Source organism: Variovorax sp. SPNA7, from assembly GCF_033807855.1.
Classification (GTDB): domain Bacteria; phylum Pseudomonadota; class Gammaproteobacteria; order Burkholderiales; family Burkholderiaceae_C; genus Variovorax; species Variovorax beijingensis.
The window spans coordinates 2,547,215-2,570,552 of record NZ_CP138513.1; the positions used below are offsets into that span (position 1 = coordinate 2,547,215).

A 23,338-nucleotide genomic window follows, 5' to 3' on the forward strand; every position below is an offset into this window, starting at 1 on the left:
GAACATGCATAGCTGACATCGGGTTCACGAGTTCAGACCTTTCCTAGAAGCTGTGGCGGACGCCCATCGCAATTGCGGTTTGGCTGCCGCCCGCGACTGGATTGCTGGCGGCCTGGCCGCTACTGACGGACAGCGACAAAGCTCCGTCGTTGTTGATCCGGCCCGCAGTCGCGTACACCGCTGTCCGCTTCGAAAAGTTGTAGGTGGCGCGCACGGCGACCATCGTCGACTTGTTGGAGTTGCCCTTGAATTTCAACCGGAAGAATTCACCATCGACTACCAGCTGCGGGGTTACGATGTACGCGACTCCCAAGTAGGCCAAGTCGCTGCGCGGCGCGGCGACGCTGGCTTCGTTGTCTCGGCGGATCAGGCCAGCGCCCAATTTGAACGCTCCCAACTTGGCGTAGCCATTGGCCGACAGGCGAGTGTCCTTCAGGGCACTTCTGACCAGGCCCGCAAAGGCGCCGGCGCCGCCACGCATTTCGTCTACCGCCAACGCGGCACCCCACATGGGGGCGTCATACTTTATAAGGGCGGACCACTCTCGACAGGCCTGCTTGTCGGTGGCACTTTCACCGGCGCAATTGCTACCCGAAGGGCTGGGGCCGGCGTTGACGGTATCTCGCCCCAAGCTATAGGTCGCACCCACCGTAAAGCCGCTGAAGGTGCCGCGATACGCGATGGAATTATCGGCGCGGGCGTTGGGAATGTAGCTGTCGAGGGAAGAAGAGCCGTAAATGTTGGGCCCAAGAATGTCCGCGTCCAGGATGGACCAGAACAGCATGGTGTACTGCCGGCCCAGGGTCACCGAACCCCAAGGCCCGGAGAGGCCGACGAATGACTGCCGACCAAAGGAGCGCCCCCCCTGGTTCATGCTCCCGCTATCGGGTGCGATGCCCATTTCTAGAGCAAACAGAGCGCCTAAACCTCCACCGAGATCCTCGGTTCCGCGAAAGCCCAGCCTTGAAGGAACGCTGCCTGTCAAACTGGGCATGCGAGTTAATCCTTCACCCCCGGCGCCCACGTTGGTCACATGTTCTACGGCCGCATCCATGATGCCGTAAATGGTCACTGCGGACTGGGCAGATGCCCCGCCCGCGACCAGTGCCAGGCCAATACTGGCGATAAGTTTTCTCTGCATTGTCTAGTTCCTCGTTGAAAAAAACGACGTGCTGCCCTGGCGCCTTGCGCTCAGGGTTTCAATGCGGCACCTCAGCGAGCGACATCCATCACGTTAGACATCAATCATTTAGAGGTCAACGATTGGCGAGGCGGTTTGGCGCAACGAATAAGGCGCGTGCGCTTTCGCCCAAGGTTTGTGCGTCTTGCCCAAACCCGTCAGTTCGACGCAGCGCAAAAAATATTGCCTTGCTCACAAGGCGTAGGGCGCCACAAGGTCGCGCAGCCAAGTCACGAACGGGCGAAGGAGTAAGTCGATCCCTGCTAGCTATGTCAGGACATCGTTCATTCTTTGAAAGGAAACAAGATGTCGCGAGTTTCGTTTTCTCCACTGTCCACTCCGCAGCGCCTCATAGCGCCGGGTCGACGTCACTGTTCCAAGGAGACTGTGTTGGCCCTGTTGTTTCGTTCCTTCCTCATCGCGGCAGTCGCTGCGCTTGCCGCTTGCGGCGGCAGCGGCGGCGGAAGCTCCGGCTTCGCCGCGATCCCCCAGCCCGGCCCGGCCGCGATCCCCCCACCCGACGCAGCCCCGACCGCCCAATCGCTGTTGACGTGCGACGACTCCCTGAAGACCGGCTTCTCTCCCGATGCCAACACCACGGTGGTGGCCGTGAAGTCGTTCAAGAAGGGCGATGCGCTGCTGCTGGCCGGCGCGGCAACTCCGCAGACGCCTGTGGCCGCCAACGACGTTTGCATGGTCAAGCTCAATGTCGGGCCAGGCAACCCTGGCCCCGCCGATGCGCCGTCCACATCGCCCGGCATCGGAATCGAGATCTGGCTGCCGGCGAAGGCCAACTGGAACAATCGCGTGCACGCCGTCGGTGGCGGTGGTTGGATGGGCGGTGCGGCCGGTTCGGCCACCGAGATTGCGAGCTCGGGTCTCTGGGATGCCGCGGGCATCGCGACGAGCGAGGGCGCGGTGTCGTCGCTGACCGACACTGGCCACAGCACCTTCGACGGCTCGTTCGCGATGAAACCCGACGGCACGATCAACAAGACGCTGTGGATCGACTATGCCTCGCGCGCGATCCATGAACAGACCGTCAAAACGAAGGCGCTGGCCACTGCATACTACGGCTCGGCGCCGAAGTACATGTACTGGGAAGGCGGTTCCAAAGGCGGGCTTCAGGGCTTGGACCTCGCGCAGAACAATCCTGCGGACTACGACGGAATCATCGCGAACTATCCAGCGGTCAACTTCACGCGCTTCATCACCGCGGAGCTGTACCCACAAATCGTCTTTCAGCGCGACCTCGGCGGCACGCCGCTCACGATTGCGCAACAGGACCTCGTCTCCAACGCCGCGATCGCTGCATGCGACGTGGTGGGCGGCAAGCACCTGGGCTACGTTCTCGATCCATCCGTGTGTACTTACGACCCGACCACTGATGCAGCCGTGCTGTGCACGGCCGATGGCGGCAGCAACGCCACCGCAGCCTGCGTCTCAAGCACTCAGGCGACAGCGATCAACAAGATCTGGTATGGCATGACGAATGACGGCAGCGTGCCATCGCCCGCAACGGACAACGGCTGGGCACAAGCCGCCACTTCGACGCTGCCTGGCAATGGCACCCACCGATGGTTCGGCCTCACGCGCGGCACTTCTTTGTATGCTGCGATGTTTAACTTCCCCGGGTACTTCAATGGCCTCGCCAGCCCGAATGGTCCGTTCTCGACCGCCTCCGATCTGGTCGCGCTCGAGCTGCAGAACCCGACGATCGCCGAGCCCAATTTCAAGAACGCGACGGGCAACGGACAATCGCTGTGGAAGTCGCTGTCATATGCGCAGCTGGCGAACGCTTTCGATCGCGGTGTGGCGCTGCAGCCCGAGTTCGGCAACATCAACACCGACAACCCGGACCTCTCGGCATTCAAGAATCGCGGCGGAAAGATGCTCGCGTGGCATGGCCTGGCTGACGAACTGATCATGCCGCAGGGCACGGTCAACTACTACAACCGCGTCGCGGCCCAGATGGGCGGGCTCGCGGGCGTCCAAAACTTCTACCGGCTATACCTCGTGCCAGGCCTGGGACACGGCACGCCGAATGGCACTTCAAACCCGGCCGCAGCGCCCCCGAACTTCACGCCGACGCAGATGTATGGCCTGCTGACGAACTGGGTCGAGAACGGCGTGGCACCCGATAAGGTCACGCTTCAGAGCAGCACGGGTGCCGTCACGAAGAGCCGGCCCATCTGCGTTTACCCGCAGAAGGCGACCTACACCAGCGGTGACCCGAACACAGCCGTGAGCTACACGTGTTCGTGAAGCCTATCTGGCTCCCGTGGGCGGCGATCGGTCTTGCCCAAGACGCTGCGGCCGACGTACTGGTCGTCGCCAACGCGAGGCCGTTCACCTGCTCTCTGGCCGGCAGCCGCCTGGCCCATCACGTTTGCACGCGTGGAAGGCATCCATCGTGCATACGTGGAAGATGCGAACGCAACCGGCGGCGTGGAGGAGTCCCAGCCCGAACAGGACGGCGGCAACGATCTGGACTGACGGGGTGTCTGGCACGGGCGGTGGCTAACTTCTACTTCGGCGCGGACAGGGACAACAACAGAAAGAATTTTCGTGCTCGATCTGAATGAAGTAGCTATGTTCGTACAAGTGGCCCACTGCGGCAGCTTTGCCGAGGCCGCACGACGGTTGAGCGTACCTTCCGCCACGTTGAGCCGGCGCATCCAGCAACTTGAAGCGCGGTTGGGCACGCGGTTGATACAGCGCTCGACCCGCAAGCTCACGCTGACGAGCGCGGGCGAATCCTTCCATGAGCGATGCGGCCCGGCAGTCGAGGAGCTCATCGACGCCGATCATCTGCATGCGGCGGACAACGCGGAGCCCAGCGGCATGGTGCGCGTGGCTGCACCAACCAGTTTCTTCGGTTTTTTCCAGATGGAATGGGTCGAGGAGTTTCTGGCCAAGCATCCACTTGTGCGCCTGGACTTCGTGCTCAGCGATCTCTTCGTCGATCTGATCGCCGATCGCATCGATGTCGCATTTCGCGGCGGATCCTTGCAAGACTCCACTAACGTGATCCGGCGAATCCTCGCGAGCCACGGCGAACTGATCGCCAGCCCTTCCTACCTGGCGGCGCATGGCATGCCCACCGAACTGGAGGAACTGCGCGAGCATGAGTGCGTGGTGCAGTCCAGTGCCGGTGGCAGCGCCACGTGGCACTTGCAGGACATGAATGGCATGCAGAAGGTGGTGCGCGTGACCGGGCGTTTCAACAGCAACGCACAAGAGGTCCTGCGCAAGGCCGCGTGCGCCGGCCTTGGCATCGCGGCGCTGCCGTCAATCCTGACTGCATCAGACATCGCGGCGGGCAGACTGGTGCGAGTACTGCCGCAGTACACGCGGGCCGGTCGCGGGCTGAGCGTTGTCTATCCCAGTCGCCAGCATCGCCCGTTGGCGGTAACGGCGTTCGCCGACATGGCTGTGGAGAAGCTCAGTCATCAGGATCGGGTGCGGGCCTTCGGTGCATAGTGGTCAGAGGCCGTGCGCACGGCGTGAGAAAACAACGCCATTACGCTGAAAAATGAGTGAGTGAATCTCGATTTTCGATGCAGTCAAAAAAAACAAGGGATGAGGTCTCGGCTGCTCTGATCCGTCGATCGCTGCATCGTGAATGGAGCGCCTTGTCAGGCGCAAGTGTTGGTTCAGGTTCGGCCTGATGCGCCGGTATGTCCTTTTTTGTCGGACTCCACTTAAAAGCTGGCCATAACTGTCACACAGTGAGTCCGAAGCGACGCTCCGCGTCACTTTCCGGGCTCGATCAGCGTGTTCTTCCCAGCGGGGAACCGAGGCATGAATCGTGCGCCTCATGGCGCGGCTGGCGAGTGGATCGGGGCCTGGCCTGCGGCACGCCGTTGGTCATGCGCGACGACAGCAATCCCTGCATGAGAAGTGCGCAACGCGCGTGGCGGCTGGTCTTTTTCAATCTTAAAAAAATACTCATGGTGATGTTTCCCCGAGGATGCGTTTGTGCACTGATGCTTTCGGTGCTCCTGTCTGGCTGCGGCGGTGGAGGTGGCGGCAACCAGGGCAGTGGCCTGGCCGGCCTGTTCGGTCTGGGCAATGGCAGTCAAGGCAGCAATGGCACCGGCCAAGGCGGCGGTGGCACAGGTGGGACGAGCGGCGGCACAGATGGAGGCACTTCGTCCGTCGCAGCGACCACCGCACTGGTGATCAAGCTGGGCAAGCCCGCGCGGGTGCTGTTTGGGCTCGGCTTGGGCGAGATGGATCAGATGAAAAGCCAGAACATCCACCCGGACATCATCGACACCTACCTCGTGGGCACCGGTGAAAAAACCTGGCCCAGCTGGAACAGTCCCGATGGCGCGTTCATCACATACACCGCGCAAACCAACCAGGCCTACGGCGCGATTTCCATGTTCACGCTCTACCAGATGCAGGGCGATCTGAGCCGCATCAACGACGCGGCCTTCATGAGCAAATACTGGGGCCAGACGCGGCTGATGTACCAGCTCATTGCGGACCTGCGCGGGCCCGTCCTGATCAACCTGGAGCCGGACTTCTGGGGATTCCTTGCGGCCAAGAGGTCCGATCACGATGCGACGCAAGTTCCAGCCCGCGTGAGCAACCAGCCTGAATGCGCCGGGTTGCCGGACACCGCCGCGGGTTTCGGCCAATGCCTCGTGCAGATGGGCAGGCAGATCGCGCCCAAGGCGCTGGTGGGGTTCCCGCCCTCCTTCTGGAGCGGCACCGCTGGCGAGATCGGTGCGCAGATGCGCGCGGTCGGGGCAGACAAGGCGGACTTCATCGTCGCCCAGACCAGCGACCGCGACGCGGGCTGCTGGGAAGTCACACCGCGGCCCGAAGAATGCAAGGACCGAACCGGAACGTTCTATTGGGACGCAAGCAACAAGACCAGCCCGAATTTCCACGACTCGCAGAAGCAGATTTCGGATTACCGCGCAGCCCTGGGCAACGGACTCCCGATCCTGTGGTGGCAGACGCCGATGGGCGTGCCTTCCGATACGCCCGGCGGCACCGACCTGCACTACCGCGACAACCACGTCGACTACATGCTGCGCAACGCCCAGGAGTACGGCGACATCCACACCTTCGCCATCGTCTTCAGCCGAGGCGGCAGCCTTCAGACCTCGCTCGCCACCGACGGCGGCCAGTTCGCCCGCCTCTCGGGCCAGTACCTGGCGCGAGGCGGTGCGGCCCTGAAGTAGCGATCGCACGCCGCAATCGCACGTGATCCGGCTGCGACGTCTTCTTGGATGAACGCCAGGATTCGCCCGCCTCGCGAGCCGAAAAGCCTTCAAGGCGGCTCGTGGCTCATCAATGAAATCGACGCCTCCAGGAAAGCTGTTGGCCCGTTCCTTACCCCGCGACTTTTCCGCGCATTAATTCAAGGCTCTCTTATGTTTGACAGAACCATTTTTGCTGCTGCGTTGCTCGTGTTGAGCGCGGTCGTACTCCCGGGTTGCGGGGGCGGAGATTCGGGGAGCTTCCAGGCGATCGCTCCGGCCCCTGCTGTCGCCGGGGGCACCCCGGAGGTCCCCGCCGTCGCGGGAGGCGCGCCGGAGACTCCCGCCACCACGGGTGTCACCCCCGAAACCCCCGCCGCCCCGGGAGACGGCACCCCCGTGGCCCGTGTCATCAAGCACCCGGGCGTTGGGGTCAGCCTCTCGGATCTCGCGACGCTCAAGGCAAACATCGACCAGGGAAGGGAGCCGTGGAAGTCCGGCTACAACCAATTGGCGAACAGTCCCAACTCCAGGCTCAGCTACCGAGGGCGTGGTGGCCCGTTCGCGAAGGTGAGCCGCGCCCCCGACGAGAATCTCAATGCTTGGCGCTCCGATATGGTCGCGATCTCGAATCTCTCGCGGATGTGGTACTTCACCCGTGACGAGCGATACGCGGAGATCGCAAAGTGGCTGCTACTGGGGTGGGCCACCACCCAGACCGAGTTCTCGGGTCGCGAGTCGATGCTCGACCTGGGCGACTACGCGCTCGACTTCGTCGGCGGCGCGGAAATCCTGCGCACCACCTGGCCGGGCTGGAAGGAGGCCGACACGGAGATCGTCAAGAAGTACTTCAAGGACGTGCTGATGCCGGCGGCGAACCCCTATGGCGAAAGCATGTTCGGCGCCGCCAACAAGGGCGCACTGTCCCTCCTCGCTCTTGGGCTGATGGCGATCTACAACGACGACATCGAGACATTGGACAGGGTCGTCTATCAGGCCCGCACGCTGGCCCACATCGGGCTGCGGAATTCCAACGACATCGGCATGCTCGGCGACTACCTCCGCGACCAGGGGCACGCCTATGGGCAACTCAGATCACTGACCGTGCTCGCCGAAGCGCTCTGGAGCCAAGGCATCGACATCTATTCCGATTTCGACAACCGCTTGCTGGCCGCGGGTGAATATTTCGCGAGAGTGAACGAGCTCGTCCCAACGACAGCCCTTCCTTTCGGCACCACCGATCGCTACTACCTCACCGACGTCACCAATCGCGGCTGGGGCGGCGCCAATCGCGGGAGCACGGCGCTGACCCAGCTCTATGGCGCCTACGTCCTGCGCAAGGGACTCCAGGCACCCTTCATCGCGCAGAGGCTCCTCGGGACATCGGTGGACGGCACGAGCTTCATGTTCCTCAGGGAGTCCGACACCTCCAAGGCAACGCCGCCGCAGGCGCTGCCCATTCCTTCGACAGCCTCGATCACCTCGGGATTCAGCAGTGCCGACATCGGGGGCGCCAGCCTGGCCGGCACGGCCACATACGCCGCCGGCAAATGGAACGTGGCTGGGTCAGGCTGGGGTATCTGGGGCGCACTCGACAGTTCCCACTTCGTCTACAAGGCCCTCACTGGCAACAGCGCCATCATCGCGAAAGTCGAGTCGCTCGAGAACACCCACCCGTCCGCAGTGGCGGGCGTGATGATGCGCACAAGCCTGGAACCAGGCGCTCCGCGCGCCTGGATGGCGATGAACTACAAGAATGAAGTCGTGCAGAACATGACGAAACTGGCGGTGTATGGCGGCTCGAACTACGCGAACAAGGGTGTGAGCGCCGGGCCCACTCACTGGGTGAAGCTCGAGCGCATCGGGAACATCGTCACAGGCTACGTTTCTCTCGATGGCACCAATTGGGCCGCCACCGATGTCGGCCGCATCGTCGCCCCCGTTCCCGACACGATCTATGTCGGATTGGTGGTCTCGTCGGTCACAAGCAAGTTGAACAACAGCGTCTTCAGCAATGTCCAGATCACCGGCGGCGACGGTGGGGCGCCGCGCGTCATCCCGGCGGCACCCGCCATGCTGCTGGCTTCGCCGGGCGATGGGGCCGTCCCGCTGCGCTGGCAGGCGTCCTTCGGGGCCACCGGCTACACGGTCGGCCGCTCCGAGTTCAGCGGCGGGCCCTACGAGACCATCGCATCGGGCGTCACGGGCAGCAGCTACACGGACACCTCCGTGACCAATGGCACCACCTACTACTACACCGTCGCGGCGAGCAACTCCGCCGGAACGAGCGGCCGTTCTCCTGAAGACAGCGCCGCACCGGGCCGTCCGATGGTCAAGGCTGCCACCGGCGGCACTGCCAACGACAGCGCGAGCAACTCCGGCAACGCTGAAAGCGCCGTCGACCAGAACTCGGCGACGCAATAGTTCTACTCCGGCACGACCGGTTGGCTGCAAGTACGACTTCGGCCACGCGGAGCGCGTCCAGCGCTTTCGGTCACCAGCACGCCCGACGCCAATCTCGTCGAGCGTGATCCGAAGGACTGGCAGCTCCAGGGCTCCAACGATGAGACGGTGCGCCAGCGAGACGGCGGCGGCTTGCGGGGTTGGATGACTCAGCCGTTTGCAACGGCGCCACGGAGATTGCTGCGCTGGCACGGGGCCCTGACCCGTCGAGAGGGCAGGCCTGTCCTTCGCCCCCGACAGAGCGAGGCAAAGCTGAAATGACATGCACTATATTTCCGGGCGGCGGGGCGAAAAAGGCCCGATCTGGGCTGCTTTGGTGGGCCAATTTGCACCCAGCCACTGCACGGCGTATTCCCTAGCGGCGGGATAACCCGTGCAAACGGAACTCATGGAGGATGCTTAATAGTTCATGTTGCACTTCGGGATAGGAAAGAAGATGCAATTTCTTGCAGCCATCCCCAACTCGAAGGAGACATATGAAAACCCACCAGCCTTTGGCAGTTTCCGCGATCGTCGCAGCCGTTCTCGCCAGTGGGTGCGGCGGCGGCGGCAGCAACAACAACACCCTGCCTTTCATCGGATTCGGCAATCCCCCCGTCGCCACGGTGCCGCCCCCTTCAGGCCCTGCGCCGCTGACGTGTGACGACACGCTCAAGGCGAGTTTCAAGCCCGACGCCAGTACAAGCGTTGTTGCGGTCAAGTCATTCAAGAAGGGAGACGCTCTTGTCCTGGGTGGTGCGGCGACGGCGACAACGCCGGTGGCTGCCAATGACGTCTGCATGGTCAAACTCAATGTCGGGCCTGGAAACTCCGGACCCGAGGGTGCGCCTTCGACGTCGCCCGGCATCGGCATCGAGATCTGGCTGCCGTCGAAAGCCGCCTGGAATTCGCGCATTCATGCGTTGGGCGGCGGTGGTTGGCAAGGGGGTGTCGCCGGCAGCGCGGCAGCGATTGCAAGCAGCGACGCGGCCGACGTGGCCGGCAAGGAAGGCGCCGTCTCATCGACCACGGATACCGGCCATGCCTCGCTCGCGGGCGGCTCGTTCGCAATGAACCCGGATGGCACCATCAACAAGACGTTGTGGACCGACTTCGCCAGCCGAGGCATTCATGAACAGGCCGTCAAGACGAAAGCGCTGGCAGCGGCCTACTACGGAACGCCGGCCAGGTACGCTTACTGGGACGGAGGCTCGACGGGCGGACGGCAGGGCCTGAACCTGGCGCAGAACAACCCCACCGACTTCGACGGCATCATCGCCAACTATCCCGCCATCAATTGGACGAGGTTCATCACCGCGGAGCTGTATCCGCAGATCGTCTTCCAGCGCGACCTGGGTGGCGTTGCACCGACGCGGGCCCAGCAGGATCTGGTTTCCAACGCTGCTGTTGGCGCGTGCGATGTGGTGGCCGGCCAGCACCTGGGGTATGTGCTCGACCCTGCGTCCTGTACGTACGACCCGACGACAGATCTCACGGTTCTCTGCACATCCGACGGCGGAACGAACGCAACGAGCGCGTGCGTCACGAAGGTGCAAGCCGCGGCCATCAACAAGGTCTGGTACGGCATGACCGCCGATGGCTCGGCACCGTCGCCGACGACCGACAACGGCTGGTCCGCCGCATCGTCCTCCACGCTGCCTGGCTCCGCAAACCAGCGCTGGTTCGGACAAAGCCGCGGAACTTCGCTGTACGGCGCCATGTTCGCTGGCTTCGGTTTGAATGGCCTGACCAGCCCGAACGGTGCATTCCCCATCGCGTCCGACCAGGTGGCGCTCGAGTTGCAGAACTCGACCATCGGCGACCCTTCGTTCGTGAATGCGACCGGCAACGGTCAATCGCTCTGGAAGCAGCTGAGCTACGCGCAGTTGAGCAATGCGTACGACCGCGGCGTGACGCTGCAGCCGCAGTTCGGGAACATCAACACGGACAACCCGGACCTCTCCGCGTTTAAGAATCGCGGCGGCAAGATGCTGACCTGGCATGGTCTGGCCGACGAACTCATCATGGCGCAGGGGACGGTCAACTACTACAACAGGGTGGCCACCAAGATCGGCGGGCTGAGCGATGTCCAGGGCTTCTATCGGCTCTATCTGGTGCCGGGTGCCGGCCATGGCAATCCGAACGGAACGTCCAACCCGGCAGCGGAAGTTCCGTACTTCACACCGACCCAGTTCTACGACGCGCTGACGGCGTGGGTGGAAAAAGGCACCGCTCCGGATGCGCTGACCCTGCAGACCCTCGGCGGTGCCGCAGCGAAAACCCGTCCCATCTGCGTATACCCGAAGAAGATCACCTACACCAGTGGCGACCCCGGTTCGGCGGCGAGCTACACCTGCTCGTAGGTGCGGCCACTGTCAGAGCTCGTGGTGTGGAGTCAGGCGACCGAACTGCGCTTGCAACCACTCTGCGAGTTCGAACTCCACGCCTTGCAGTTCATTCGATCCCAGCCATATCAGCCCGTAATGACTGCCGTCAGCGTCGAAGCCAGCCGGTGCCGCGAGGCTTCCTCGTTCCACATCGTCAACCGCCAGCACGAGCGGACTGAGGGCCACGCCCAGGCCCGCAGATGCGGCTTCCACAATGAGTGAGTGGCTGTCGTAGTAGCGGATCTCCGTGGGTCGACGTGCCGAGGGATGGGCCTTGAGCCACTGCGCCCACGCATCAGGCCGAGTCTTCGACCCGAGCGCGAGATAGTCGCCGTGTTCGAACCTCGGCACCAACTCCGGCCTCATGACAGGCCCGACTCTTTCAGGGAAAAGGGGCTGGACGTTCCACGTCTCGGGCACTGCGAAGTCCAGCCGCCGAATGGCGAGGTCGACCTGGTTCTTGCGAAAATCCACAAGCCCTCCGCCCACCGAGAGGTGGAGGGCGATGTTCGGATGCATCGCTTGAAACGCCCCCAGCCGGGGAATGAGCCAGCGCATGGCAACCGAAGGCTCGCAGGAGAGCACGAGAGAGCTCTTCCCCGCATTGGTGGCACGCAGGCTTTGCACTGTGGCAGCCAATTCACCGAAGAACCTGCTGAGCGTGAGATTGAGTGTCTCGCCGGCCGATGTGAGCCGAAGGCCTCGCCCGTTCTTCTCGAACAACTTCACCCCGATGTCATTGGCGAGTTTGGTGATGCGCCGGCTGACGGCGCCGTGCGTGAGCGCAAGCGAGTCTGCGGCAAGCCGGACCGAGCCCAGGCGCGCCGTCGCCTCGAACGCGCGCAAGTCGTCCAGCGAGGGGATGTCGGATCGATTCATTGGTGACAATTTATCACCGATTCATTCAGAAACTATCGCTTTTCAAGGCGAGAGGGGGGTTTTGATAATTGATGCATGCGCACCGATCTTCAACCCCGTATTGCAATCCTCGCCGATGACCTGACCAGCGCGGCGGATGGGGCGGCGCCTTTCGTTGCCCGCGGTGCGAGCGCATCGATCGGAAGGGGCCAGCTCCCGCGCCAAGCTTCAACGGTGGTTGCAGTCGACAGCGGCTCGCGGTCTGCGACTTCGTCGCAAGCTTTCGAGCGTGTCGCAGGATTGACGGGCCGGCTCGCCCGCCATGCCGTGCTCTACAAGACGGTGGATTCCACGCTGCGTGGCCACATCGCGGCGGAGCTCGAAGCCTGCTTTGCAGCGAGTGGCCGCAAATCTCTGGTGTTTGCGCCAGCATTCCCCGAGGCCGGGCGTACGACGGTGGGGGGAATTCAACTCGTTGACGGCGTCCCGGTTTCTGAGAGCGCGTATGGCAAGGACCCCGTGCATCCCGCGCGGCACTCGACGCTGGCCGACCTGGTCCCGAGCTGTATCGAGAGTGTCTTGTTCCTCGATGCGGTGACGCAGGAAGAGCTCGATTCGCAGATCGCTTCCATCGAGGAGCCGGAGTCGATCCTGTGGGTGGGCTCTCCCGGGATGGCCATCGCCTTGTCGCGGCGTTTCATACGGACCGAAGCCCAACCGCCGGTGATCGATGGCATCAGCAACGATGTCCTGGTTGTCGTCGGAAGCGCGAATCTGCGCAGCCACCGACAAGCGGATCAACTCCAGGCGTTCGGCGGCGTCATGCTGCTGCGCGGACCGGTGGCGCGCGAGCGCGACCCGACCGCAGTGCTGCGCCGTATTACAGAAAGCGCGGCACGAGCGCTGCAAGACCCACGTTTCGGCGCACTGATCGCTACCGGCGGCGACACGATGGAAGCGGTCCTCGACCTTCTCAACGTCCGCGAGTTCGAGATTCTTCAAGAGCTCGATCCCGGATTTCCCTTGGGTCGCGCCAGGCTCGGCGATGGACGCTCGCTCCTGCTCGCCATGAAGGCCGGCGGCTTCGGCAGCGACGACGCTCTGGAGCGCGCTGTCGCACGCATGCGCGGAACCACTCAAACCTTGCGAACGGATTCACTGTGACGAACACCTCCCTCCCACTGGCCCTGACCATGGGCGACGCATCCGGCATCGGGCCGGAGATCGTGGCCAAGGTGCTGGCGAAAGGCGGCGAGCGCGTCGTCGTGTTCGGCAGCCTTGTCGTCATGCAGGACATCGTGCGCCGGCTCGGGTTGAGCATCGAGGTGCGACCGATCCAGGCACCGGCTGAGGCCCGGTTCCGGCCTCAAACAATGGAAGTCATCGACACGACCCGAATCGCCGAGCCTCCACCCATCGGACGAATCAGCGCGGTCTCCGGGCAGGCGGCCTTCGACGCCATCGTTGCAGCGATCGCGGCAGCGAAGGCGGGCGCAGTGAGCGGCATCGTCACGGCGCCGATCAACAAGGAGGCGATGGCCAGCGCAGGCATCCGCTATCCCGGCCACACGGAAATTCTGGCCGACCACGGCGGCGCCAAGCGCGTGGCGATGATGCTTGCGAACGACGACATCCGCACGGTGCTCGTCACGATTCACACGTCGCTGCGCAAGGCGATCGAACAAGCCGATTTCGACGCGCAGATGTCCGCCATCCGGCTTGCCCACGACGGGGGCAAGGCCCTCGGCTTCCGGGCGCCACGCGTTGCCGTGGCGGGTCTCAACCCGCACGCGGGTGAAGGCGGCCTCTTCGGCGACGAGGAGATCAGGATCATCCGGCCTGTCATCGAGGCGGCGCGCGCCGAGGGCATCGATGCCACCGGCCCTTATCCGGGTGACACGGTCTTCATGCAAGCGCGCCAAGGGCGATTCGATGTTGTCGTAGCCCAGTACCACGACCAAGGGCTGATCCCCGTGAAGTATCTCGGGCTGGAGAAGGGCGTGAACATCACGCTGGGGCTGCCGTTCGTCCGCACCAGCCCGGACCACGGCACGGCATTCGACATCGCGGGGCACGGCGTTGCAGACCACGCAAGCCTGGAGACGGCGCTTGCCTACGCGAAGCGTCTCGTCGCTGCGCAAACCAACACGATCTAACTTCGAAAGGAACCGCCATCATGGGTCTACGTTTCATCTTCATGCTCACACGCAACGACCGCACGGTTCCGGATGCGTCGCAGCAGCTTCAAACCGCGCTCGGCCTCGGCGTGCGGCACATCGGGTTCAAGGACATCGGCTTGCCGCTCGAGCAACTCAAGGGCCTCAATGCGGCCATAAAGGCGGGCGGTGCGACCTCCTATCTGGAAGTCGTGTCGCTGGACCGCGAAAGTGAAATCGTCTCCGCAAAGGCTGCAGCCGAGATCGGTGTTGACGTTCTTCTTGGAGGCACACGGGTCGACGATGTGCTGCCGATCATCAATAGCACCGGTATTCAATACTTTCCGTTTCCTGGCCGGATTACCGGTCACCCGAGCGTGCTTGAAGGCACCATCGAGGAAATCGTCGAAAGTGCCAAGGCGATCGCAGGGCGCGCCGGCGTGCACGGGCTGGACCTGTTGGCCTACCGTTCGGCGCAGAACGTGCCGAAGTTGATGAAGGCCGTCTGCGCCGCAGTCTCCAAGCCCGTCTTCATTGCAGGATCCATTGCCACTCCTGAACGAATTGCAGTCGTCCAGGGTGCCGGTGCGGCCGGTTTTACGATTGGGACGGCGGCTTTGGATGGCAAGTACCCGGCGGATGGGAATGACGTGCCGAGCCAACTCACCGCGATCATTCGCGACGTCGCGGCCCTGAACAAGCATCTTTCGCCGATTCGCAAGAAGAGCCTGGCTGCTGCATTTGCCGGCGGAGTCGGGGAGTTGCTCAACAACACGCAGATCAAGGTCGCCGTGTTCAAGGACGCCTCCAACTGGTCATTTCGAGCGCACGGCGATGAGTTGTTCTTTGTTCACCGGGGACGCTTGCTCATGAAGTTTCGTGACCGTGAAGAGACGATCGAGCAGGGGGAGTTCATCGTCGTACCGCGCGGCGTCGAACACTGTGCGGTGGCGGTGGGGGAGGAATGTGAGGTGTTGCTGGCAACTGCAGCCGAGCCATCTACCGAGTAGCGCCTACCCCCGGCTATTCGGCGTGCCAGCCGGTCCTGGGTCCCGTCTTCGCGCGCACTCGATGCTGCATGCGGAAGCCCAGGATTCCCGCAGTATCGAAATGCCGATTCATGCGATCAAATATCAGTGTTGGTACTTTTGATACATCGCTGATATGAACTTCCGCCAGATCGAATGCTTCCGTGCCGTGATGCACACGGGCTCGATGACGCTTGCCGCGGCGCAGTTGCACACGTCGCAACCGAACGTGAGCCGAGCCATCGCGCTCTTGCAGCGCGAGACGCAGCTCCAGTTGTTCGAGCGCGTCGGGCAGCGCGTGGTCCCCACGCCGGAAGCGTATGCCTTGCTGAAGGAGGTGGACCGCACCTACGTCGGGCTGCAGTCCATTCGCGAAACGGCGGACCGCATCCGCACGCTGGGGGTCGAAGGCTTGCGAATCGCCGTCTCGCCTGCCATTGGCGTCGGCCTGGTTCCGCGCATCCTTCAGGTCTTTCGCGGCCTGCGCCCTCGCGTGCCGGTCGTGGTCCACACGACCGATTCCGCGACCACCTGCAAGTGGGTTTCGTCGGGTTACTGCGAACTCGGATTGGTCTCCTATGTCGCGCTGCCGCAAGAGGTTGACAGCGAACTCGTGCATTCGAGCCGTGCCGTATGCATCGTGCCCCGGGGACACCGGCTGGCGCGCAAGCGCAAGGTTGTTCCTTCGGACCTGGCGGGCGAGTCCTTCATATCGCTGGCGCCTCCGGACGTGGTGCGCGCAGCCATCGATCGCGTCTTCGATCCCGAGGTGCGGAGGCTGGAGATCGAGACTTCGCTGGCCACCACGGTCTGCGCGATGGTGGCGCGAGGCCTGGGCGTGAGCATCGTGGAGCCACTGGTGATCAGCGAGCTTGGGCTCTCCGGCGTGCATTCGCTCGTGTTCGAGCCGGAGATCCACTTCAGCTGTCACCTCGTGCGTGCGCGTCAACAGCCGGCGCAAGCGCTCGTCGCAGACTTCCTGGAGGCCATGCGCATCGTGGTGCGCGACTCACAGCCTGCGGGACGCAAGAAGATCAGCCGATCGCCTGGGTAACCAACGCCCAACTTCCGTGGGCAGGCCCGCGCTCGGGCACCTTGCCGCGGACCATGATGGATACACCGTTGGTGCGCGGCAGCCCCAGGCTTTCCAGCCACGGCGGCAAGCCGCTCGTTGCGTCCACGTCGACGCGCAGAAACCCCTCGGCGTGACGGCAGCAGTCCGCAATCAGCAGGCGTGCGGCATCGAAATCGGGCGCTGACACCGGCCCCACGGCGTGGCCGTGGCCATAGCGGCGCAGCACGGCGAAGCCGGCGGCGTGGCCGCCTCGCTCGAGAACGACGGTTCTCTCCTGGGAGAACAACCGGCGAAGCAACTCGCCGCGATGCATACCCGCACCGAGAGCATCCATCGCGATCAGAGCTTCGATGTCCGCGGCTGCCAGCGGCCGCAAGTGGTCGCCGCTGCGGCCTGCGACCGTCGGCAAGGTCGCAAGCACACCTTGGTGCTGCTCGATCTCCCCGGTGGTGACGAATCCCAAGCGCTCATACAGGCCAACGCCTGCCGCTGTCGCATGCAGCAACACATTCCGACCGGCCAAGCGATCGAGCACCGCCTCCATCACGCGGTTGCCGATGCGCTGGCCCTGCAACTCGGGCGCGACGATCACCAAGCCGAGGGTGGCGTAGTTCGTCCCGAATTGCCATGAGAGTGCGGTGCCAACCACTTTCCCGTCGCGTTCGGCGACCACACCGTGCCCGAGCGATTGCGCGAACTGCCAATCCTCGATCCTGTGCGGCCAGTTCAAGGCGCTGGACAGCGCGTGCGCAGCCGGCACATCGCCGGGCTCGAACTGCCGCAGGCGCACGGCATCGGCTGCCGCGGGATCCGATGCGATGTCGTTCGAGGCGAGCTTCATGCCGCTTCTCCTTCGCGTCGCAAGGCAAAGGTCTCGATGTAAATGCTCTGTGCCATCACTGTCATCCTTTCTGGCAACCGCCTGGGATGGCGATGCCGCTTGTTGTTTCGCATAGCCCCACATCTCACAAGGCGCGCGGGACGCAGATGGGCGCAGGTCGAGCCGTGGCACCTGTGCGCCGTCTACTCTATCCACTGCCGCGACGCGCCTTCGTCGGCAGTATCGACATGCTGATACATGCGGTCCAATAAATAGTCTTGTGTCATTCATTCAGGATTGATATGACTGAACGTCGCAGTTTTTCTGACGGCAGATCACGCGCGGCTCTGGCCGCATAACTGGACGCCCGGTCCGGCTCGGCCGCACCTTGGCGATTTGCGTGCGTCCTCCAGTGCGGACGTGCTCCACCGCGTGCGGAAAAATCGATCGCGCTGAAGCGATGCAGTGCACCGCTTGCAATGGGCTGTGAGCTACGCGACCGCACCGAAGCACGCTTCATCGAGCATCACGGCGCCGAGACTACCGAGGGATTCATATCAACATCGCATAGATGTCGGTAAAACTTGTATTTGACCGCATGAACCGCCGTTCCGACACTGCGGGCATCGAGTCATTCCCAGGCTTTTCCCAACTTGGTTTTCCATGATCTCCTTCAAGCAATTGACCACTCCGGCAGCCCTGATGGATGTCGCGCCGCTGCAGGGCAGCAGCGACGGAACGCAGTCGCGCATGAGCAAGCTGAACGTGACAGGCCGCACCGTTGGCGCGCAGTTCCCGCACCACCAGGCGTTGGCCCACGATGGCAAGCCGAGTTCGCGATCCGGCTTTGATGGACGTTAAGAACATGGGCCATTCATCCATCATCGAACGCCTCAGGAACGCTGGCCGCTTGGACCGCGTATTCATCGACGGCGAGTGGGTCGTGCCCCTGGGGGGCGCGCGAGCCACCGTCATCGACCCCTCGACTGAAGAGCCCATCGCGCAGATCGCGCTCGGAACTGCGCACGACGTCGCGACGGCCGTGTCCGCGGCGCGGCGCGCCTTCGTCGCCTGGTCGGTGAGTTCCGTTCAGACCAGGGCTGCGCTTCTGGACCGCGTCCACACCTTGATCCTCGAGCGCGCAGAGGAGTTCGCGCAGGCGATCTCGCTGGAGATGGGCGCTGCCATCGGCTTTGCGCGCAGCACACAGGTGCCGGTCGCGGCGGAGCACATCCGCGTGGCCCGCGACAATCTGGCCAGCTATCCATTCCTCATCCATCGGGAGGGCGTGGCCATCATGCGCGAGGCCATTGGCGTGTGTGGGCTGATCACGCCGTGGAATTGGCCGCTCTACCAGATCACCGCCAAGGTCGGTCCCGCCTTGGCCGCGGGATGCACGCTCGTTCTGAAGCCCAGTGAGCTGTCACCGCTGAGCGCCTTGCTCTTTGCCGAGGTGATGCACGACGCCGGCATCCCGCCGGGCGTGTTCAACCTCGTGAACGGCAATGGGGCGGAGGTCGGCGCTGCCTTGGCCGCGCATCCCGACGTGGACATGATCTCGATCACCGGTTCGACCCGCGCCGGCGTTCTGGTCGCGCAGGCGGCAGCCCCGACAGTCAAGCGCGTGGCCCAGGAACTCGGCGGGAAATCGCCGAACCTGATCCTCCCGGACGCAGATCTGACGCGTGCCGTCCCGCCAGGCGTGGCGGCCGCCTTCCGCAACGTCGGCCAATCGTGCAGCGCGCCGACCCGCATGATCGTGCCGCGCGAGCGCCTCGAAGAGGTCGAACGGATCGCGCTCGAAGCGGCATCCGGGTTCGTCGTGGGCGATCCCCGATCGCAGCAGACAACGCATGGCCCGGTCGCAAACCGCGCACAGTTCAATCGTGTGCAGGAAATGATCGGCATCGGCATCGCCGAAGGCGCGCGGCTCATCTGCGGCGGCCTCGGTCGGCCGGAGGCTCTGGGCCTTGGCTTCTACTGCCGCCCGACCATTTTCTCTTCGGTGCAGTCGCAGATGCAGATCGCGCAGGAGGAGATCTTCGGACCGGTGCTGGCCGTCATCCCCTATGACACGGTCGACGAAGCCGTGGGGATCGCCAACGACACGGTCTACGGGCTGGGCGCGCACGTGCAAGGAAACGACCTCGGCGCCGCGCGCGCGGTCGCGGCGCGCATCCGCTCGGGGCAGGTGCACATCAACTATCCGGCATGGAGTCCCCATGCCCCCTTTGGTGGCTACAAGCGTTCAGGCAACGGCCGCGAATACGGCATCGAAGGCATCGAGGAGTACCTCGAAACGAAGGCCATTCTTGGCTTCGGAGATGCCGAGACCTCAACTACGACAGTGAAATCAATGCGCGACGCGCAGGAGCAATCATGACTTTGGCCCTAGTGCTGCACCGCGCCGACGGCGCGCCCGTTTCGACCTCTTTTCGCAAGGCGGCATTCGGCAAGAACGACCCCTTTGCGCTGCAGCGCGAGATCGCGTGGGAAGGACCCGACGCGATGAGCGCGGGCCGCATCAGCTTCATCGGCGAGCTCGACGTCGCGAGCTATCCGCACATCGAGACCCTCGTGGTGTCGGAAGGCGAACTGACGCTGACGGCGGACGGCTCCGCTCCGCTGGTGCTCGGTCCGCAAACAGGTGCGGTCATCGGATGCGGTACCTCGCTTCGCATCGTGGCCGGATCGCGCGTGCAGTTTTCTTTTTGTGCGGCCGCCTGTGACAAGCCGACACAACGCGGCCTTGTCCCGCTTCGCGCGGACGCCGATTTCAAGCCGTCCCGTTCGCTGCCGGCAGAGGCGCTGCTGGGGCCGGCGCCGGAGTGCCGCAGCGACAACGTCTTCACCGAGGACGCCGCCGGGTACAGCGCAGGCACCTGGGATTCGACCCCTTACCACCGGATCGTTCGTCCGCATCGCCAGAACGAGTTCATGCACCTCGTGGCCGGCAGCGTGCGGTTCGCGGCACCCGATGGCAGCGTGCTGTCGATGGGCACGGGCGATGCGCTTTTCGTGCCCCAGGGTGCGGCGGTCGGATGGGAGAGCAGCGATCGCGTGGCGAAGTTCTTCGTGGTCCAGGCCGCCCAGGCTTGAACGGGCGAACAGATTCATCATGTCCCCTCCGCTGATCCAAATCCAAACGTCCCCCACGCCGCCGGCCACAGCCGACGTCGTCGTGATCGGGGGCGGCATCGTCGGTGTCTTCGCCGCCTACTACCTGGCCCTGCGCGGCGTGTCGGTGGCCCTGGTCGAAAAAGGCAGGATCGGCGCCGAGCAGTCGAGCCGCAACTGGGGTTGGTGCCGGCGGCAGAACCGCGATGCTCGCGAATTGCCCATGGCGAGCAAGAGCCTGGACCTGTGGGAGCAATTTGCCGCCGAGAGCGGCGAAGACACAGGCTTCCGTCGCTGCGGGCTGCTCTTTCTCAGCAACGACGACGCTGAGTTGTCCGGTTGGGCCAACTGGCGTGACTTCGCAAAAACCTCAGGCGTCACGAGCCACATGCTGAGCGGTCGAGAAGCTGCCGAGCGCGGGCGGGCAACCGGTCGCGCTTGGAAGGGCGGTGTTTATTCGCCTGGCGACGGCACCGCAGATCCTGCCAAAGCTGCGCCGGCGGTGGCTGCTGCGCTCATCAAGCTCGGGGGCAGCGTCCACCAAAACTGCGCCGCCCGCGGAATCGAGACCGAAGGCGGACGTGTCAGCGGTGTCGTGACCGAAGCCGGCGTCATCAAGACCCGAACGGTCGTGATGGCTGGCGGCGCGTGGGCGTCTTCGTTCTGTCGCCAGTTGGGCATCCGGTTTCCACAGGCCTCGATCCGCCAGTCCATCCTGAGCGTGTCCCCTGTGGAACATCGCTTGCCGGATGCCCTGGTGATGTCGGGCGTGTCCGCCACGCGCCGCAGCGACGGACGCTACGCACTGGCCATCAGCGGCCGCGCGCGTGTGGACGTGACAGGTCAGTTCCTGCGGTTCGCCCCGCAATTCGTGCCCATGTTCGCCAAGCGCTGGCGCAGCCTTCTGCCGGGAGGCTTGCAAGGTATCCGGGGCGGCCACGAAACGCTCAAGCGGTGGCGGCTCGATGCACCAACGCCGATGGAGCGGGTGCGCATCCTCGATCCGAAACCCGACATGTCCGCGATCAAGGAGACGCAACGCCGCGCCGTCGAGCTGCTGCCCCAGCTTCGCGACGCCAAAGTCACGCACGCCTGGGCCGGCTTCGTCGACAGCACGCCCGACGGTGTTCCCGGCATTGGAGAAGTGCCGGGCATGCCGGGATTCATACTGGCCGCGGGCTTTTCCGGGCACGGTTTTGGCATCGGTCCCGGTGCCGGCCACCTGATCGCGGATCTGGCCACCGGCGCGGAACCGATCGTGGACCCCACACCGTTTCGGCCCGGCCGATTCGGCGGCTCCGCATGGGGCCAGGTCGCTGATTTCTAAACCAAAAGGAGACAAGCATGACTGACCACAGCAGCAAACTGAAAGGTGACGACATGAAGCGCACGAACGACATTGGCGATTCCCCCCTGGGCAAGCTGACACGGCGCGATGCCGTATTTGCAGGCGCAGCCTCATTTGCCTTCGGCTCCCTGGGCCTGGCGGCGAGTGCTCATGCCGCAGCACCGGGCACGAAGCCGACGGGTCAAGCCATCCTCGGCTTCTCGCAGGAAGTGACCGTCCTGCATCCGCTGATGACCGCCAGCGAGGTGGACCAAGGCGTCTGGTGGAACCTTTTCAGTCCGCTGTGGATGATCGATGCACAGGGGAAGTTCGTTCCCGTTCTGGCGAACGCGGTTCCCACCCTCGAGAACGGCGGCATATCGGCCGACGGCCTGACCTGGCGCGTCGAGTTGCGGCGCGACGTGAAGTGGCACGACGGCAAGCCGATGACGGCGGAGGACATCAGGTATTCGATTAACCTGATGAAGAACCCGGCCTTCCGTGCCCGCAACCGCACCGCCTTCGAGCTCATCGCGTCGGTGGGCGTCGAAGGCGACCACGTGGTCACATGGAAGCTGAAGGAGCCCTACGCGCCGCTGACCTCCGTGCTGAGCTGGACCTTCATCGTCCCCGCGCACATTCTTTCGCAGAACCCGGACCCGAACTCTCCGTCGTTTGCTGCCGCGCCGGTCGGCACCGGGCCGTTCAAATTCGTCAGCCGCAAGACCGGCGACCACGTGATGCTCGAAGCCAATCCGAACTACTTCGGCAAGGCGCCGTCGCTGAATCGGCTCATCTTCAAGTACGTGCCGGACCTGAACGCGATGTACACGCAGTTCAAGACCGGGGAGATCGACTACGTTGGCCTGCAGGGCATCCCGGCCAACTTCTACAAGGAAGCGAATGCACTGCGCGGCCGCCGCGTCTACCCAGCGCAACGCGGTGCCGTGGAGAACCTCACGCTCAACCTCGCCCACCCGGCGCTTGGGGACAAGGCCGTGCGCAAGGCATTGAACATCGCGATGGATCGCCAGGCGATCTGCGACCTCGTCTATTACGGCGTGCCAAAGCCAGCGAACAACTACCTCGTTCCGACGCACTGGGCCTCCAACCCGAATCTGCCCAAGCCCGAATTCGACCCGAAGAAGGCCTCGGCGATGCTGGATCAGGCCGGCTGGGTGCGAGGTCCGGACGGCATTCGCGTCAAGAACGGCGTGCGGCTCTCCTTCACGAACTCGACGGTGACGGGCAACCAGCTGCGCGCGCAGACACAACAACTCATCGCCGACGACTTCAAGAAGATCGGCGTCGAGATGCTGATCAAGAACATGGTGGCGGCGGTGCTGTGGGCCGATTTCTGGAGGAACTCCGAGTTCGACAGCCTCATGACCGCGCCGACCTACACGATCGCCTCGGACCCGGACATCACGCATCGCTTCGGCTCCGGCGCAATCCCGAAACTCACAGGCTCCGGGTCCAACGTGAGCCAGTACAAGAACGCCGGGGTGGATACGCTGCTCGCCCGGGGCCGGCAGGAATACAACCTGGCCAAGCGCAAGGAGATCTACGCCAAGGTGCAGGAGTTGATCAACGACGACCTGCCGTTCCTGCCGCTGTTCTACGAGGTGCAGATCGAGGGCACGAAGGGGGGCCTCGAAGGCTACGCGAACAACGTGAACGCGCTCGCGAACAGCTGGAACGCCGCCAGCTGGTCCTGGACGGCGTGACG

General features: G+C 63.8%; 17 protein-coding genes. 14 read left to right on the top strand and 3 right to left on the bottom strand.

Annotated elements, in window-relative coordinates:
* Positions 1-43 precede the first annotated feature (43 nt).
* Entirely contained in the window at positions 44-1,141 is a 1,098-nt protein-coding gene (locus RZE77_RS11800) for a porin (protein WP_319442003.1), read from the bottom strand.
* Positions 1,142-1,567: 426 nt separating this feature from the next.
* Here RZE77_RS11800 and RZE77_RS11805 point away from each other — a divergent pair, with 426 nt between their 5' ends.
* From RZE77_RS11805 to RZE77_RS11825, 5 genes are all read left to right on the top strand, one after another.
* A complete protein-coding gene (locus RZE77_RS11805) occupies positions 1,568-3,445 on the top strand; it encodes a tannase/feruloyl esterase family alpha/beta hydrolase (protein ID WP_405547460.1) in 1,878 nt (625 codons plus the stop codon).
* 303 nt (positions 3,446-3,748) lie between these two features.
* Entirely contained in the window at positions 3,749-4,663 is a 915-nt protein-coding gene (locus RZE77_RS11810) for a LysR family transcriptional regulator (RefSeq protein WP_319442005.1), read from the top strand.
* Between the two features lie 389 nt (positions 4,664-5,052).
* Positions 5,053-6,381 (top strand): hypothetical protein, encoded by a 1,329-nt coding sequence (locus RZE77_RS11815; protein WP_319442006.1) that lies wholly within the window; start codon positions 5,053-5,055, stop codon positions 6,379-6,381.
* A gap of 417 nt (positions 6,382-6,798) precedes the next feature.
* Positions 6,799-8,823: an alginate lyase family protein gene (locus tag RZE77_RS11820; RefSeq protein ID WP_319442007.1), complete on the top strand. Its 2,025-nt coding sequence runs from the start codon at positions 6,799-6,801 to the stop codon at positions 8,821-8,823.
* Positions 8,824-9,338: 515 nt separating this feature from the next.
* A complete protein-coding gene (locus RZE77_RS11825; RefSeq protein WP_319442008.1) occupies positions 9,339-11,204 on the top strand; it encodes a tannase/feruloyl esterase family alpha/beta hydrolase in 1,866 nt (621 codons plus the stop codon).
* A gap of 12 nt (positions 11,205-11,216) precedes the next feature.
* Here RZE77_RS11825 and RZE77_RS11830 read toward each other — a convergent pair whose 3' ends face one another.
* Positions 11,217-12,107, bottom strand: a complete 891-nt coding sequence (locus tag RZE77_RS11830) for a LysR family transcriptional regulator (protein WP_319442009.1) — start codon at positions 12,105-12,107, stop codon at positions 11,217-11,219.
* Positions 12,108-12,182: 75 nt separating this feature from the next.
* Between RZE77_RS11830 and RZE77_RS11835 the strand changes: the two genes are divergently transcribed.
* The 4 genes from RZE77_RS11835 to RZE77_RS11850 all read left to right on the top strand — a co-directional run bounded on the left by RZE77_RS11835 (position 12,183) and on the right by RZE77_RS11850 (position 16,324).
* Positions 12,183-13,250 carry a four-carbon acid sugar kinase family protein gene (locus RZE77_RS11835; RefSeq protein ID WP_319442010.1) on the top strand — a complete coding sequence of 356 codons (1,068 nt, stop codon included), beginning with the start codon at positions 12,183-12,185 and terminating at the stop codon, positions 13,248-13,250.
* Between the two features lie 29 nt (positions 13,251-13,279).
* Positions 13,280-14,242: a 4-hydroxythreonine-4-phosphate dehydrogenase PdxA gene (gene pdxA, locus RZE77_RS11840; RefSeq protein WP_319442011.1), complete on the top strand. Its 963-nt coding sequence runs from the start codon at positions 13,280-13,282 to the stop codon at positions 14,240-14,242.
* A 20-nt stretch (positions 14,243-14,262) separates the two neighbouring features.
* Positions 14,263-15,252, top strand: a complete 990-nt coding sequence (locus RZE77_RS11845; protein WP_319442012.1) for a cupin domain-containing protein — start codon at positions 14,263-14,265, stop codon at positions 15,250-15,252.
* A gap of 154 nt (positions 15,253-15,406) precedes the next feature.
* Positions 15,407-16,324 (top strand): LysR substrate-binding domain-containing protein, encoded by a 918-nt coding sequence (locus RZE77_RS11850; RefSeq protein ID WP_307644458.1) that lies wholly within the window; start codon positions 15,407-15,409, stop codon positions 16,322-16,324.
* On the opposite strand, the gene RZE77_RS11855 is transcribed toward RZE77_RS11850, so the two are convergent.
* Positions 16,305-17,186 carry a GNAT family N-acetyltransferase gene (locus RZE77_RS11855; protein WP_319442013.1) on the bottom strand — a complete coding sequence of 294 codons (882 nt, stop codon included), beginning with the start codon at positions 17,184-17,186 and terminating at the stop codon, positions 16,305-16,307. The genes RZE77_RS11850 and RZE77_RS11855 overlap by 20 nt on opposite strands.
* Positions 17,187-17,828: 642 nt before the next feature.
* Between RZE77_RS11855 and RZE77_RS11860 the strand changes: the two genes are divergently transcribed.
* The 5 genes from RZE77_RS11860 to RZE77_RS11880 are packed head-to-tail and all read left to right on the top strand — an operon-like array spanning position 17,829 to position 23,336.
* Positions 17,829-18,026: a hypothetical protein gene (locus RZE77_RS11860; protein WP_319442014.1), complete on the top strand. Its 198-nt coding sequence runs from the start codon at positions 17,829-17,831 to the stop codon at positions 18,024-18,026.
* A complete protein-coding gene (locus RZE77_RS11865; RefSeq protein ID WP_319442015.1) occupies positions 18,016-19,548 on the top strand; it encodes an aldehyde dehydrogenase family protein in 1,533 nt (510 codons plus the stop codon). Before RZE77_RS11860 ends, RZE77_RS11865 begins: the two co-directional genes overlap by 11 nt.
* A complete protein-coding gene (locus RZE77_RS11870) occupies positions 19,545-20,264 on the top strand; it encodes a cupin domain-containing protein (RefSeq protein ID WP_319442016.1) in 720 nt (239 codons plus the stop codon). The genes RZE77_RS11865 and RZE77_RS11870 overlap by 4 nt, the downstream gene beginning before the upstream one ends.
* Before the next feature lie 19 nt (positions 20,265-20,283).
* Positions 20,284-21,609: an NAD(P)/FAD-dependent oxidoreductase gene (locus RZE77_RS11875; protein WP_306882120.1), complete on the top strand. Its 1,326-nt coding sequence runs from the start codon at positions 20,284-20,286 to the stop codon at positions 21,607-21,609.
* A gap of 17 nt (positions 21,610-21,626) precedes the next feature.
* Entirely contained in the window at positions 21,627-23,336 is a 1,710-nt protein-coding gene (locus tag RZE77_RS11880) for a peptide ABC transporter substrate-binding protein (RefSeq protein ID WP_319442017.1), read from the top strand.
* Positions 23,337-23,338: the final 2 nt, after the last annotated feature.

Excerpts from the sequence above, each read along its gene's own strand:
- RZE77_RS11800 (WP_319442003.1), bottom strand. The coding sequence starts at position 1,141 with ATGCAGAGAAAACTTATCGCCAGTATTGGCCTGGCACTGGTCGCGGGC.
- RZE77_RS11815 (WP_319442006.1), top strand. The coding sequence starts at position 5,053 with ATGCGCGACGACAGCAATCCCTGCATGAGAAGTGCGCAACGCGCGTGG.
- RZE77_RS11825 (WP_319442008.1), top strand. The coding sequence starts at position 9,339 with ATGAAAACCCACCAGCCTTTGGCAGTTTCCGCGATCGTCGCAGCCGTT.
- RZE77_RS11830 (WP_319442009.1), bottom strand. The coding sequence starts at position 12,107 with ATGAATCGATCCGACATCCCCTCGCTGGACGACTTGCGCGCGTTCGAG.
- RZE77_RS11835 (WP_319442010.1), top strand. The coding sequence starts at position 12,183 with ATGCGCACCGATCTTCAACCCCGTATTGCAATCCTCGCCGATGACCTG.
- pdxA (WP_319442011.1), top strand. The coding sequence starts at position 13,280 with ATGGGCGACGCATCCGGCATCGGGCCGGAGATCGTGGCCAAGGTGCTG.
- RZE77_RS11845 (WP_319442012.1), top strand. The coding sequence starts at position 14,263 with ATGGGTCTACGTTTCATCTTCATGCTCACACGCAACGACCGCACGGTT.
- RZE77_RS11850 (WP_307644458.1), top strand. The coding sequence starts at position 15,407 with ATGAACTTCCGCCAGATCGAATGCTTCCGTGCCGTGATGCACACGGGC.
- RZE77_RS11855 (WP_319442013.1), bottom strand. The coding sequence starts at position 17,186 with ATGAAGCTCGCCTCGAACGACATCGCATCGGATCCCGCGGCAGCCGAT.
- RZE77_RS11860 (WP_319442014.1), top strand. The coding sequence starts at position 17,829 with ATGATCTCCTTCAAGCAATTGACCACTCCGGCAGCCCTGATGGATGTC.
- RZE77_RS11865 (WP_319442015.1), top strand. The coding sequence starts at position 18,016 with ATGGACGTTAAGAACATGGGCCATTCATCCATCATCGAACGCCTCAGG.
- RZE77_RS11870 (WP_319442016.1), top strand. The coding sequence starts at position 19,545 with ATGACTTTGGCCCTAGTGCTGCACCGCGCCGACGGCGCGCCCGTTTCG.
- RZE77_RS11875 (WP_306882120.1), top strand. The coding sequence starts at position 20,284 with ATGTCCCCTCCGCTGATCCAAATCCAAACGTCCCCCACGCCGCCGGCC.
- RZE77_RS11880 (WP_319442017.1), top strand. The coding sequence starts at position 21,627 with ATGACTGACCACAGCAGCAAACTGAAAGGTGACGACATGAAGCGCACG.